This is a genomic window from Microcoleus sp. LAD1_D3, assembly GCF_036702135.1.
GTDB lineage: Bacteria > Cyanobacteriota > Cyanobacteriia > Cyanobacteriales > Microcoleaceae > Microcoleus.
This window is the reverse complement of record NZ_JAUBSB010000019.1, coordinates 68,969-82,018: the sequence shown is the minus strand read 5'-3', so window position 1 is coordinate 82,018 and position 13,050 is coordinate 68,969. Positions and strand designations below refer to the sequence as shown.

At 46.5% G+C, this 13,050-nt stretch carries 13 protein-coding genes; 2 read left to right on the top strand and 11 right to left on the bottom strand.

Features of this window, described 5'->3' with window-relative positions:
• The first annotated feature begins 23 nt into the window (after positions 1-23).
• Complete coding sequence (locus QUA74_RS13735; RefSeq protein ID WP_333329543.1) at positions 24-2,417, top strand: bifunctional serine/threonine-protein kinase/ABC transporter substrate-binding protein; 2,394 nt, start codon at positions 24-26, stop codon at positions 2,415-2,417.
• Positions 2,418-2,453: 36 nt separating this feature from the next.
• On the opposite strand, the gene proC is transcribed toward QUA74_RS13735, so the two are convergent.
• The 7 genes from proC to der form a co-directional block, all read right to left on the bottom strand.
• The gene (gene proC, locus QUA74_RS13730) at positions 2,454-3,299 is read right to left on the bottom strand and encodes a pyrroline-5-carboxylate reductase (protein WP_333329541.1); all 846 of its coding nucleotides are present in this window, start codon (positions 3,297-3,299) and stop codon (positions 2,454-2,456) included.
• Positions 3,300-3,494: 195 nt separating this feature from the next.
• Positions 3,495-4,112 (bottom strand): cell division protein SepF, encoded by a 618-nt coding sequence (locus tag QUA74_RS13725; protein WP_333329538.1) that lies wholly within the window; start codon positions 4,110-4,112, stop codon positions 3,495-3,497.
• 117 nt (positions 4,113-4,229) lie between these two features.
• A complete protein-coding gene (locus QUA74_RS13720; protein ID WP_333329535.1) occupies positions 4,230-4,895 on the bottom strand; it encodes a YggS family pyridoxal phosphate-dependent enzyme in 666 nt (221 codons plus the stop codon).
• A 72-nt stretch (positions 4,896-4,967) separates the two neighbouring features.
• On the bottom strand, positions 4,968-5,237 hold the full coding sequence (gene pipX / locus QUA74_RS13715; protein WP_333329532.1) for a transcriptional coactivator PipX: 270 nt from the start codon (positions 5,235-5,237) through the stop codon (positions 4,968-4,970).
• A gap of 42 nt (positions 5,238-5,279) precedes the next feature.
• Positions 5,280-5,738: a holo-ACP synthase gene (acpS, locus tag QUA74_RS13710; RefSeq protein ID WP_333329528.1), complete on the bottom strand. Its 459-nt coding sequence runs from the start codon at positions 5,736-5,738 to the stop codon at positions 5,280-5,282.
• 166 nt (positions 5,739-5,904) lie between these two features.
• Positions 5,905-6,900, bottom strand: coding sequence for an energy-coupling factor transporter transmembrane protein EcfT (locus tag QUA74_RS13705; RefSeq protein ID WP_333329525.1), 996 nt, complete (start codon positions 6,898-6,900; stop codon positions 5,905-5,907).
• A gap of 288 nt (positions 6,901-7,188) precedes the next feature.
• Positions 7,189-8,550, bottom strand: coding sequence for a ribosome biogenesis GTPase Der (gene der / locus QUA74_RS13700; RefSeq protein WP_333329522.1), 1,362 nt, complete (start codon positions 8,548-8,550; stop codon positions 7,189-7,191).
• Between the two features lie 359 nt (positions 8,551-8,909).
• Between der and QUA74_RS13695 the strand changes: the two genes are divergently transcribed.
• Positions 8,910-9,497, top strand: a complete 588-nt coding sequence (locus QUA74_RS13695) for an acireductone dioxygenase (protein ID WP_333329519.1) — start codon at positions 8,910-8,912, stop codon at positions 9,495-9,497.
• 92 nt (positions 9,498-9,589) lie between these two features.
• Here QUA74_RS13695 and QUA74_RS13690 read toward each other — a convergent pair whose 3' ends face one another.
• The 4 genes from QUA74_RS13690 to QUA74_RS13675 form a co-directional block, all read right to left on the bottom strand.
• Entirely contained in the window at positions 9,590-10,408 is an 819-nt protein-coding gene (locus QUA74_RS13690; RefSeq protein WP_333329516.1) for a hypothetical protein, read from the bottom strand.
• A gap of 199 nt (positions 10,409-10,607) precedes the next feature.
• Positions 10,608-11,081 carry a DUF732 domain-containing protein gene (locus QUA74_RS13685; RefSeq protein ID WP_333329513.1) on the bottom strand — a complete coding sequence of 158 codons (474 nt, stop codon included), beginning with the start codon at positions 11,079-11,081 and terminating at the stop codon, positions 10,608-10,610.
• Positions 11,082-11,275: 194 nt separating this feature from the next.
• Positions 11,276-12,016: a cupin domain-containing protein gene (locus QUA74_RS13680; RefSeq protein WP_333329511.1), complete on the bottom strand. Its 741-nt coding sequence runs from the start codon at positions 12,014-12,016 to the stop codon at positions 11,276-11,278.
• A 23-nt stretch (positions 12,017-12,039) separates the two neighbouring features.
• On the bottom strand, positions 12,040-12,606 hold the full coding sequence (locus tag QUA74_RS13675) for a sigma-70 family RNA polymerase sigma factor (protein ID WP_333329508.1): 567 nt from the start codon (positions 12,604-12,606) through the stop codon (positions 12,040-12,042).
• Between the last annotated feature and the right edge of the window lie 444 nt (positions 12,607-13,050).

Sequence of the window (13,050 nt, the reverse complement as noted above, 5' to 3'; positions counted from 1 at the left end):
TGTGGTAATATCGACACCAACGAGTGCAGCGAGTCGAGGGGATAGAACAATTTATGTGTCTGAATCCAGGGGATATTCTGCGCGATCGCTACCAAATTCTCGGTCAATTAGGTGAGGGAGGATTTGCCAGAACCTATACGGCTAACGACGCTTTAGGCCGCCCCGAAAATCCCCTGTGCGTCGTCAAGGAAATTGGGCCTCCTCAATCGAACGATCCCGATGTTTTGCACAGGGCACAGGTGCAATTTGAAACAGAGGCTGAATCCCTGATATCTCTGGAGCAGTGCTCGCGCATTCCCAGGTTAATCGAGCACTTTCAAGAACAGGGAAGATTTTACTTAATTCAAGAATATATTGCAGGAAATCCGCTGAACAAGGAGATCGGTTCAGGCAGGCAGTTTAGGGAATCAGAAGTTATTAATTTATTGCAGGACATTTTAGAAGTTTTAGATTGCGTCCACAAAAAACATATTATTCACCGCGATATTAAACCGTCAAACTTAATCCGATGCAACCGCTCCGGCAAAATTGCCGTGATTGACTTTGGGGCAGTCAAAGGTATTAGCAATTTGGCGATTCAGGGCGGTCAAATAACTCAAACTCGCGTCATCGGTACAGACGGTTATATGCCAGCCGAACAGTGGACAAATCAACCAAGATTTAACAGCGATATCTATGCTGTGGGAATCATAGGCATTCAAGCGATCGCAGGTTTAGATATTCAAGACTTTTTTAATCATATAAGAACTGGGGAACTCGTCTGGCACTACTCAACCCACGATCGCCCGATGGTACAAATTAGCGACAAGCTGGAAAAAGTTTTAAATAAGATGGTGCGCTACCACTTTAACGATCGCTATCAATCCGCTGCTGAAGTGTTACAGGATTTGCGATCGGTGGTGGTATCGCCCTCACCGCCGATTGAGACTGCGACGCAGGTGGGAGTGGAATATTCGATCGCCAGTGACAGCAGGACACCTGTGGACTCAAACCCTCGTTTAGTCCTCCCAGATAATTTAAGTGCCGGAGAAAGAATTCTCTTTACCAGTTCTCGTCCTCGGTTAAAGCAAAGAGGAGTTGAAAAATTTGCAGCTTCAAATTCAGAGCAAGCTTTTAATTTATTCAAACAATCGTGGCATAAAGAATACGGCAAAGATCCAGAAACTTTAGTTTACCTGAACAATGCTTTTCTGGAGGTCAGCAACGCTCCTTATTACACAATTGCTGTAGCCATTCCCATTTGTGGGAGAAAGCCGGATAGTTTTGCTCTGCTTGGTGCTCAGGCCAAAGAATTTCTGCGCGGAGTGGCTCAAGCGCAAACAGAAGTTAATTTGGGACTGTCCCATGCTAGCGATCGGGACTTTCCCGGTCGAGGTTTTTTACCAAGTCAAGCCATTAACGGCAAAGGACTTAAAGTAATTATTGCTGACGATGGGAACGATGAAAGAAAGGCAAGACAAAGAGCAATCTCACTGGTAAATCAACCGGAGATTTTAGCAGTTGTCGGTCACGCTAGCAGCGAGATGACGATGTACACGGTAGATATTTACAATAACAATAATCTGGTTTTGATGTCTCCGGGTGCAGCCACGGAAGAGCTGACAGATGAGCCTAAAAAATTTTTCTTTCGGACTCAATATACGAGCAGCTTAATCGCTAGGGATTTAGCCGACTACCTCCTCGCAAAAAATCAAACACAAGTAGCAATTTTATACAATCAGGAAAGCCCATTCAGCGCATCTTTTAAGGAAGAGTACACAACGTATTTTCGAGACCGCCAAGGGGGAAAAATAGTCTGCATTCGCGATTTCGATTTATTTGAAACAGACTTCAACGCCCAAAGAGCGATCGAGGAAATCCACGCGAACGCAGAAACTGCGATCGTGTTAGTTCCAGACCCTCATGTTAGGGGAGCCTTAAACAGCGCATTTGAGATAATAAAACTTAACGCAGATCGCAATTGGATTGCCGGGGCATGGATGCTGATGTGTCCGCAAATGTTAGAATTTATATCTGGGCAACCGCAAAGGTTGTTTAATAAACTAATCCTTTCTGTCGGCTGGCATCCCTTAAACAGCCCCAACAAAGAATTTCCTCAACAGGCTCGCTCGCTGTGGGGAGAAGAGGGAAATACTCGTATAGCTTCAGGTTACGATGCAGCGCGCGCACTCATAAAAGCATTGGAAATGCAGCAGGAACCCAGCCGCGAAGGAATGCAAAGAACGCTTTCATCTCCTGATTTTAGGGCTTGGGGAGCAACAGGAACCATTCAGTTTAACTCGCCGGAAAATGGCGATCGGAAAAATCCTCCCAGCGATTTGGTGCATATTGTAGAATGTCCAAAAGAGCAGTTCGGCCTCGCTTTTGTTCCCGTCAAGTATCCGACAGCACAAGCGGCAGGTTTAAAGTGCGATTGAACTCATTTCGGATTGTTTCTGTGCGTCCTTCCTGACTTATTTCCCTAATTCTTGAGAACGCAAACAAGCTGCTTTCACTGCTTCGATTAGGGCCGATCGAAAGCCGTTACTCTCTAATTTAGCAATTCCGGCAATAGTTGTGCCGCCGGGACTTGTAACTCGATCTTTCAATTCTGCTGGGTGCATTCCCGTTTCTTGCATTAGCTTCGCCGTACCGAATACAGTTTGCAAAGCTAATTGAGAGGCGATCGCCCGTGGCAAACCTGCACAAACTCCGCCATCTGTCAAGGCCTCAATCAAAACTGCTACATAACCAGGCCCAGAACCCGAAAGCCCCGTCACCGCATCCAGCATACTCTCAGGTACTTCTACCACTTCTCCCACGGCCTGAAAGATGCGCTTTACCAATTCTAAATCAGCCGGTTGAACAAGTTTTCCTGGAGCGATCGCGCTCATTCCCGCTCCTACCGTTGCCGGGGTATTCGGCATCACACGCAGCACTCCCCGCCCCGGGAACGCGGGTTCGAGCTTGCTCAGTGGCACTCCTGCCAAAATCGACACTACCACCGCTTCTGGCTCGGAATTAGCCGTTTCTCCATTATTTCCCTGTTTGCGATCGGCCGCCACCGCCAACTCCAAAGCTACCGTATCAAAAACTTGCGGTTTAATCGCCAAAAACAGCACTTCTGTAGCTGCCGCAACTTCTAGATTGCTGGCTGTTGTTCCAATCCCGTAGGTTTCCGTCAAAAATTGGCGACGTTGAAGTTGTGGGTCGCTCACCAATATTTCTGAAGGCAAATAAACTTTTTGTGCAATTAAGCGGGATAAGAGAGCCTCTCCCATTACCCCGCCGCCGATCGTACCAAATTTTATGTTTGTCATTAGTCAGTTGTCACTTGTCACTTTTGAGTTATCAGTTGTCAGTTGTCAGTTGTCAGTTGTCATTGGTTACTTAGTTGTTAGCTAATGTTATTAATCCGCAGTGTTTATTCCACAGTTATTAGTTGTTAACTATTGACTACTGACTACTGACTACTGACTACTCACCACTGTCAACTGACTACTAACTACTGACTACTACTGAGCCATTGGAGCTTGTTCTGCCGGCCAGACTGTTGGTGCAGGAGCAGCAGCACGAGGGCGTCCTTGAGCAGGAGGCACTTCGTGAACCACACCAGACTGAGTTCTCACCTGCACGCAGCTAGGCGTAAACAAGAAAATACTTTCGCCAATTCGCTCTTGATGACCGTCAAGGGCATAAGTACCGCCCGCCACAAAATCCACAGCTCTTTGCGCTTGGTCTGGGTCCATCACCGTCAGGTTCAAAACCACAGACTTCCGTTCTTTAAGAGCTCGAATTGCGGCCGGCATCTCTTCAAAAGTGCGCGGCTCCATTACTACTACTTCCGAAATCCCGTTCATAGCTCCAGGCATTCCAATCACGTTATTCATTACTGACCCTACTCCCCCGGTTGGTGCAACGACATCCATACCTGTCGATCCTACTACTGAGCGCTCTCGCATTCTACGATTTTGACGACGTTCTTCTTCGGCTGCTGCGACGGCAGCGGGGTTCGGTTCAGGCGCTTGGTAGAAGTTCTGATAGCGCTCCCCTTCCGTTTCGTCGTACACGTCATCGTACTCAGGCTCATTGTTGATGCCTACAAAATCTCGCAGTTTAGAAAAAATATTCATGATTCACTCTCCTTCACGACTTTGCTGCCCCGACTATACTCGCGTTGCGCGTTAGTCGCGGGTGGCTGACTATTCTATATTTAACCCAAATTGTCTTTATCAGAAGATTTCAATTATTTATCCCCTCCTAGAGCCAAATAAGGTTTGTCCTAGCCGTACCATAGTAGCACCTGCTTGAATTGCCAAATGATAATCTCCCGACATCCCCATCGAGAGCTGCTGCATTTGAATGGAAGGCAAGTTTTGCTGCTGGATTTTGTCAGCAAGTTCGCGGGTGCTGTTAAATAATTCTAGGATTTGCGAGTCATTTAATCCCAGTGGGGGTATTGTCATCAAACCTTGAATTTTGATATGCTGACATTTGTTGAGTTCTGGAAGGTCGGCAAGCAGTTCTGGAACGCTCCAGCCGTATTTGTCCGGGTCGGGCAACATTTTGACTTGCAGGCAGACTTGGGGAGAGCAGGACTGTTCGCCCGCCAAGCGCGAAAGTCGCTGAGCGAGTTTTAAATTGTCGAGAGAGTGAATCCACTGGAAATGCTCTAGGGCCTTGGCGGCTTTGTTGGCTTGCAAGTGGCCGATCAAGTGCCAGTTGATATCCGGTAAATCTTGCAGTTGGCTTTGTTTTTCGGCTGTCTCTTGAACCTTACTTTCGCCAAAATCCCGGATACCGGCGTCGTATGCTTCGCGGATAGCATCAGTCGGTACCTGTTTGGTAACGGCAATTAACCGCACTGATTCGGGCAAGTGTTGGCGAATGCTGTGAATTCGAGAGGCTATGGTCATGGTTACTCAATGCTGGGAACTGGAGGGAAGGAAAATAAAGACAGTTACCAATTACCAAGTTACTGATTTTCGCTATTGAAATGTGCGCTGGTGAATGGTTTGCAATTGGTCGTACTCGTTATATTGACCGCTGCGACGCAGGGTTCGCAGGCGAATTTCGACCATGAGGCGAGCGTCGGAGCGGCTGATTGGTTCAAATCTCAGCCCGCCCGGGCCGTTTGTCACCAAAAAAAACAGGCGCTGGGCGTATAGGGTGGTAAATAATTCTTGGCTGTCTTCAACCTGGGATACCCTGAAGAGGAGCCCAAAGTTTGGATGATTCAGGTAAGTTTCGGTAGTCATTCACGCTCACAATCGATCAATTTTAGATTAAAGATTTAGATTTTAGATTTTAGTTTCGCTCGATCGCCCGACGGCGTTGTTTGACGGCGGGCTACAAAGGGCGATCGCCGTAGCCGTGCAATAGTCTCCGTCGTGGCTGAGGCTTAATTGCCACTGGCAATTTCCCCAAGCAGAGGCTTGTGCTGCCGCGGTTCCGTGCAGTTGCACATTTGGAGCACCGTTTTGGGAGCGCCGAATTTCCACATCTGCATACCGTATTCCCCGCCATCCCGTGCCTAGAGCTTTGACAACGGCTTCTTTTGCCGCCCAGCGCCCCGCTAGTTGGTTGCAGGAAACTCGATTCATTTTACCTTTAATGCTGCTGTGTTGAGAATTTAGTTGCCCGCAATCCCTTTGTTCGGCGGGTGTGTAAACTTTTTCGAGGAAGCGATCGCCAAACCGGTCTAATGCGGCTTGTATGCGCGGAACATATACGATATCTGTCCCAAGATAGATGTTCAAGGTCTTGGTTCTCTAAATATTTGTCTCCATTACTTTAGCAGGACTATCGCGCACCAGACAAAACTTACTCAAATGTAGGCCCGTGCTCCACACGACGAGCTTCATCAGTCATTCCCAATTCTTCAAAATTCTTCAATCTAAAATCTAAAATCTAAAATCTAAAATCTTAACTGTCCCAACCCCAAACCAAGCGGGCACTCCAGAGGACGATCAAGCATCCGAGGGCGATCCAGTCTCGGATTTTCAATTGCAACTGGTGCCATTCTACACGGTGTCGATCGGGACTGGTGAAGCCGCGAACTTTCATGGCGCTGGCAATTTGTTCAGCTCGCAGGAGCAAGTTTTCTAACAGCCGCTCGGCTATCATCAACCACACTTGAGCGGCGCTGCGAAATCCGAGTTTTTTCCAGTTTATCGCTCGGGTTCTGACCGATCGCACTAAATTTTGTATTTCTTCCAATACTAGGGGAATGAATCGCAAAGATAAAGTTAATGTTAAGGCTATTTCGGTAACAGGCCAGTTCAAGCGGCGCAGAGGCTGCATTAAGTTTTCAATCGCCCCGGTGATTTCTTCGCTGGCTGTGGTAAGGAGGTAGAGGTTGGTGCTGTAAATTACTGTGAAAAATAGGGTGCTGACGTTGATAGCTAAATCTAGGGATTTGCGGGTGATTTTAATCGGGCCTTGTTTGAATAAAACGTAACGGTAGTTTGTGGGTTGGGGGAGTTGAGTTGGGCTTTGGGCTTTGGGATTGGGGATGGGGGAGTTTGAGCCTAAGTTAAAAGGTTTGTACCAGGGTTTGGGCTCTTGACGGGGTGGAAGAGTTGCGGGCTGTTGGGAAAAGGTTAATTCGTCGGCGGGGATGCGGGGCTGGTGTTCTGAGGGGAGTCCGTCGGGGGCGATCGCGCTGAGGCAAAATACTAATAGGCAGAATAGCAGCAGCATTCCCATTTGCTGTTTCCACACGCGCAAGGGAATTGCTGCTGTTAATGTCAGTACGATTAACATTCCTACTAGCATCAACCGCCAGATGGGATTGGCGAGTATTGGCGCAATCAGAAATGTCATCAACCAGGCGAGTTTTACGCGGGAGTCTAGCCGGTGAAGCCAGGTTACGGGTTGTTCTAGGTAGAGTCCTATGGGAAGCGAGCGAAGTAAATCCATCTTGTCGATTTGAGATTTTTAATAATATCAATAGACCTCTTGCATTCATTCCAAAATTATCTGGAAATTATCTGCGTTTGTCTGTGTTTATCTGCCTTACATCTGCGGTTTCTGTATCAAAAAAGGACTTCTACAAGAGTTCTAATTTATTGAACCGCGAAGACGCTAAGGACGCGTTCGGCGAAGCCGTTCCCGAAGGGTAGGAAGACAAAGAAGGAAGAGAAAAGAAAAAAACGCAATTTGCTTATATCATTAAACTGCGTTTTTTCTTTAATCTAGAGTCGAGAATTACTTCACGCGCAGTGCTCTGTTTGTTGTGCTCATTTCGGTGGCACGAACTTTTTTGCCTCTCCAAAGTAGCCGCATTGGTGTACCAGTAAAGCCGAGGTGTTTGCGGAATTGGCTTTCCATGTAGCGGCGGTAATTTTCTGTGAAGCGCTTGGGATCGTTGACAAACAGCGCAATTGTCGGTGGCTGCGATCGCACTTGAGTACCGTAATAGATTTTGCCTTGTTTTCCTTGGCGGGTAACTGGGGCTGAGTGCCAGCTTGTGGCTTCTTCTATGACTTCGTTAATGACTGCGGTAGTGACGCGGCGTTTGTGTTCGTCGGAGGCTTTGTCTACTAATTCAATGATTTTTTCAACTCGCTGTCCACTCATGGCGCTAACAAAAATCATTTCTGCCCAGTCGAGGAAATAAAGTCTGGTTCTTACTTCTCTTTCGTACTCGTAGATGGTGTCGTTGTCCTTTTCTATGGCGTCCCATTTGTTGACGACTATGATGCAGGCGCGACCTTCTTGGCTGATGCGATCGGCTAATTTTTGGTCTTGATCGGTAACGCCGTCTATTGCGTCAATTACTAATAGTATGACATTGGCGCGGCGGATGGCTTTGAATGCGCGGTTGATCCCGAAAAATTCTGCACCGTATTCGACGTTTTTCTTTTTGCGGATTCCGGCGGTGTCAATCAGGCGGTAGGTTTGACCGTTGCGTTCTACTAAGGTGTCGATCGCGTCGCGGGTTGTGCCGGAAATCGGGCTGACTATGGCGCGGTTTTCTCCGAGAAATGCGTTTAACAAACTCGATTTGCCGACGTTGGGACGACCGATAATTGCTACTTTAATTTCTTCAACTTCTGGTAATACTTCTGTGGGAAGGTAAGTAATTAATTTGTCAAGCAATTCGCCGGTGCCGTTGCCGTGAATTCCGGAAATTGGGTAAGGTTCTCCGAGTCCCAATTGCCAAAAGTCGGCTGCTTGGGTGAGTCCTGTATTTTCCGATTCGCACTTGTTGACGGCGAGAATGACGGGGACTTTTTGCAGTCTCAGCCAAGATGCGATCGATTCGTCGCCGCCAGTGAGTCCGGTTTGTCCGTCTACTACGAAAATGGCTGCGCTGGCTTCTGCGAGGGCCGCCATTGCTTGTTCGCGAATTAAAGGCAGAAATTCTGTCTCGTCGTCGAATACTAGCCCGCCGGTGTCTACGACTTGATATTCCCGATCGCCCCAGTATGCTGGTCTGTAAGTGCGATCGCGCGTGATTCCTGGTTCGTCGTGGACGATCGCGTCTTGGGTGTTGGCTAAACGGTTGACGATCGTCGATTTGCCTACATTGGGGCGTCCAATAATAGCAACTATAGGTAGAGACATAAAAGTAGCAGCAATTAGGCTGCGCCGTAATTTTGAGCTTTAGTCTTCTATTGTAAACTAATCTGACGGGAATTTTATATATTGAGCCTGTGTTTCTGTCTTTTCATGCTGTAGGCGGTGTTCTGCCGATCGCCCGTTTAATAAACATCGCACCCTAAAAAATAGCCACAGCCTATGGATCTGCATTCCCAGCCCGACTCTGAGAATTAGAAATAAAACTTAAATAACTCAACCAATCATCTCATGTGTGGTAATTCTTTGATGGTTATGAAGGTAGATATAGGATTTTAGCGATCGGCTATTATTGAAAAAAAGCAGGAGTTTAGTTTTTGACGAAAGCTTAAAACAGCAGCTTAAAAATGGAAACTAAATTTCCCTCAAAGCTCAAAACATTAGGTGGTAATATGGCTGTTCTGCAACTAGAAGACGGTAGAACATATACGGATATCCGGGCGATTGCGAGTCAACTGGCACTTTTAAATATTGAGATCGATTCCCTGCCCACAAACGAAAATCCGGCGTTTAAAGAACTGCTAGTTCAAGACATTCTCAATGTTACAGAAAAACAGCAGATTCTCGCAGCATTTAATAGCGAGTTTGAACAGTTTAAGCGCGCCAGCGGATATAAGTGGTGCGACTTAAAAGTGCTGCATCCAGGTTCGCAGCAGATTTACGCGCTGATGACTCAAAGCGATCGCACTCACACCCACACAGATGCAGAAGTTCTTCACATTTTAGCTGGGGAATGTGTTTTTGGGTTTGTGTATTCTAACGGCTCTCAGGTACAATTAATGCTGCAAGCTGAAGAATACATTAAAGTGCCGGCCAATACCGAACATTGGTTTTATCTCACTCCGTTGCTGTACTTGAAAGCCTTGCAGTATTACACCACTGCTCAAGGCTGGGTTCCTCAGTATACTAACAGGAAACTAAAAATTAAGAACTAAATTTAGGGTGCGCTTCGGCGCACCTTCCTCTATCAAAATAGGCGATTGAAATGGGGACTCAACAAACCAAAACTCTCTCTAAGAGACTAGGATTAAATGCTCTCTACTTCAGTAGGTGCGGGCATTTCAATTTCTTCGCAACGCTGCAAAAGCTCTTCTATTTCCTGGGCTAAAAAAATTACTTCCGGCCAAGAAGAACCGTTAATTAAATCTTGAGCGTGAGCTAATTTGTTTCTCAATGCTTCTGCTGACTTTAAAAAACGCTCTCCGTAGCGTTTGGATTTGAGCCCCAGCCGATCGACTATTTCAGCAGAAGTCAGGATTAAATCTCGCTTGTCGCAGAATTGCAGGTAATCGATTAAGTCAATTGCTTCATTTCGCGATCGCCCCAATTCCCACAGGTGTTTTGCAGCTAAGATGCGATCGCCCTTAAGCAATTTCTGCCAAGAATCTTGGGGAAAGTAAATCCGCACGATCCGCAATAAATTCATTTCCAAAAGCGTCACCAATCCAAACAGCAGCATCCGCACCGGTGCTTTTTGCAAATCGCCGCAGGTAACGATCCCGTTGATCCTGTTGCTTTCCAATACAAATAATCTCGGTTTTTCTCGCAGCAGGGGCAGCAATTCCATCAAAGGAGTCGAAGCGGCGATTAATTGTGAGGGGTGAAAAATTTGCTGGTAGTCGCTGCACTTGCCTGTCATTAAGTGCGATCGTTCTACATAGCCACAAACCGTGCCATTTTCTTCGATACCGAGCACGTCAAAATCGCGGGCTTCCATCCACGATCGCAATTTGGCTGCGTCTTCGCAAGCGGGGACAGCTTTCAGAGGTTCCGCGAGGTATTTAACTGTAATGCTGTCTTTGAATAAATCCCGCAAGTCGGCGGAACTTGATTTTAAATGTTTCATCTCATGTCTGGTAATTTCAGAGATCGTTGCCCGACAAAATGACAATTCATATTTTAACTACAAGTAAAGATGCCGTATTACCGAGGGAGAATCTCAGTTTTGTAAAAAGGGTTTTTTAGGAGTGCGAACGTCCCCCTTGCACTCCTGTAAAATCAAAACTGAGATGCTGTCTTACCGTCTCCCTACAAATTTCATGATATTACTTACTGGCTAATTCCGGGCAATAATGGTTGGCGGCAAGAGTGGTAATAATATCGGCATCCGCAAGAAAACTTTCTTTGACAGTGGGATTTTCGATACTGACAGCTTGCCCGATCGCTCTTAATTTAACTTCCGGCAGAGAAACTCCCGATTTTGCTTCCGCACACATTCTTTTAGCTGCCGCAATTTTTTGACCAGGGGCCCTTTGGATTGCTTGCAGTAAATTTTCCGTTGCTTCGGGAGAGTAGCTTTTTGCTAAGCGTTTGTAGTCTTCGAGAAATTTCCCATCGTTTCCTGTCAGCTTAATGTCTGATTCTTGAGGCGAACACAACAAATTTAAGTTAATTACTTCTCCCACTGAATTGACAAGAAAACATCCTGCGCGTTCTTGGGCGATCGCGCTTTTGGCGCTGGGGAAATTTTGTATAATAAGGGCGGACAAAACAGCAGTTAAACGCAAGTATTTTAGCATTGGAATTACGTGATATATTTAGGATTTTTAACCGCAGAGCAACCCGGATGAATTTGGGTGTTGTTGGGTCACATCGCATCCGGTAAATTTACCCAAATAATTGTAGTGGCGGGTTTCACCAACAATCTGTAATTGTCACTAAAAAGCTACATAAACCTGCCCTCCAAGCTGTCGGCAATTCAACAAACATAATATCAGACGAGCATTTCGTTGTCTAGGGAAGTTTTCATTAACAGCAAACATCCCCCTTGTGTGAGGGAGGAATGTTGGGAACCGGGAACCGATCGAATGTAGTCGCCTGGATGGCAAATTTCCCCTTCTACAATTAAGTCTCCTTCTAATACAAACACTTCCTCGGAGGCAGCGTGTCGGTGCAGGGGAAATGTTACTCCCGGTTCTAGTCGCATCAAGCAGGTAATTTCGCGCTTTTTTTTGTCAATGTAAAGCTTGCCGAACGAGACTCCCGGAACTCCATAAGATTTCCATTGGACATCGTTCGATCGCACGATTAAAGATGGAGCATTGTTCTCCGTTGGGGAGGTAACAATGGGCTTTAAATTGACTGATTCTGCCGGGGTTGGCTGCAGTTCGGCTAGGCGCTGGAACAGGCGGTTTTTGAGGTCGGGTGCGACGGGAACTGGGGGGGCTGTGTAGGCGATCGCGGCAATTGTTGATTCAAAAGCCGCTAATTCACTTGTAAGTTCTGCGGATTCTTTCAATTTCTCTGCAAATGCGCCGCGTTCTGACTCGTCGAGGATATCGAGAGCTTGAAGGGCTGCAAGGATGTTATATTCCTCGTCTGGCATCATTTCCATCTCTTTTTCGCCAATAATTGTAATTCCGCCTAAGTTGATTTTAAATTTGAGATTGTCTGCTACCCTCGCACTCAAGATGGATGATTGGAGATGCCATAATTTTAGATTGATGTTAAACAACTTAAATTTTGTTTTTTGACCATCTAAAATTGTTCGCTCAAAGCTTGACGCAATTTGGAAATACCCAACCGAATTCTGGTTTTGATTGTACCTGTCGGGATACCAGTTTTAGCCGCGATCGCCGCGCAAGTCAGCCCTTGGTAGTAGGCGAGTTCGATCGCCTCTTGCTGTTCCTTTGGCAGTTTTTCTAAGGCTGCTTTGACTTGTTCGCTGCGTTCTTTAAACATTGCATCTTCCATCGGTTCTGCAATGCTAGAGATGGGTACCTTCGCATCTTCCAGACAAGCTTCAGCAGCCCGGACTGTTCGCTGGATCGATCGGAGCCGATCGAGGGAACGGCTGCGGGTAAGCATGAACAACCAGGTATCTGCTCGACTGCGAGAAGGATCGTAAGTTGCTGCTTTTTGCCAAATTTGGGAAAAAACATCGATTACCACTTCTTCAGCTTCTTCTACCGAACCCAGAATTTTGTAAGCGAGAGCATAACTGGGACGACCGTAGCGATCGTAAAGTTTAGCTAATGCCGTTTGGTCTTTCCGGGCAATCTGCACTAAAAGCAGCGATTCATCGCTTGACTTCTGGCCTGTCATTTCAGTGTACCCAAAATTTTTGTTTTGACGGCACAGATCCAAAATTAACAATTCGGCGTATATCACTACAGAACATAATTGTAAGTTTGAAGTTGGGGGTACAAGCTGGAGTATGCCTTTTCAGGCTAATTTTGTCGTGATTTGAATAGTAAAAATCCCAAATCATCTTGCATTTTACCACCTGATTAGTAATTTTTTTGACACTTAGCAATCCGCTTTATGCACAACGAATAAATGCCCGGAGCCTGAACAGTCAAAACCGCGCCATTAACTCGTTCCTAAGCTCAGTTCGCTAGCTCCCAAGAAGAGCCTGGAAACTCATATAAGCGATGCTCTGGTTCCACTAAATCGAGGGAGGCTCTGTCTCCGAGGAGGCATTCCCAAGCATAGTCCGGGAACGAGCTAATGCTCAATAACGCACTTTTTTACACCAATTAATCTGGC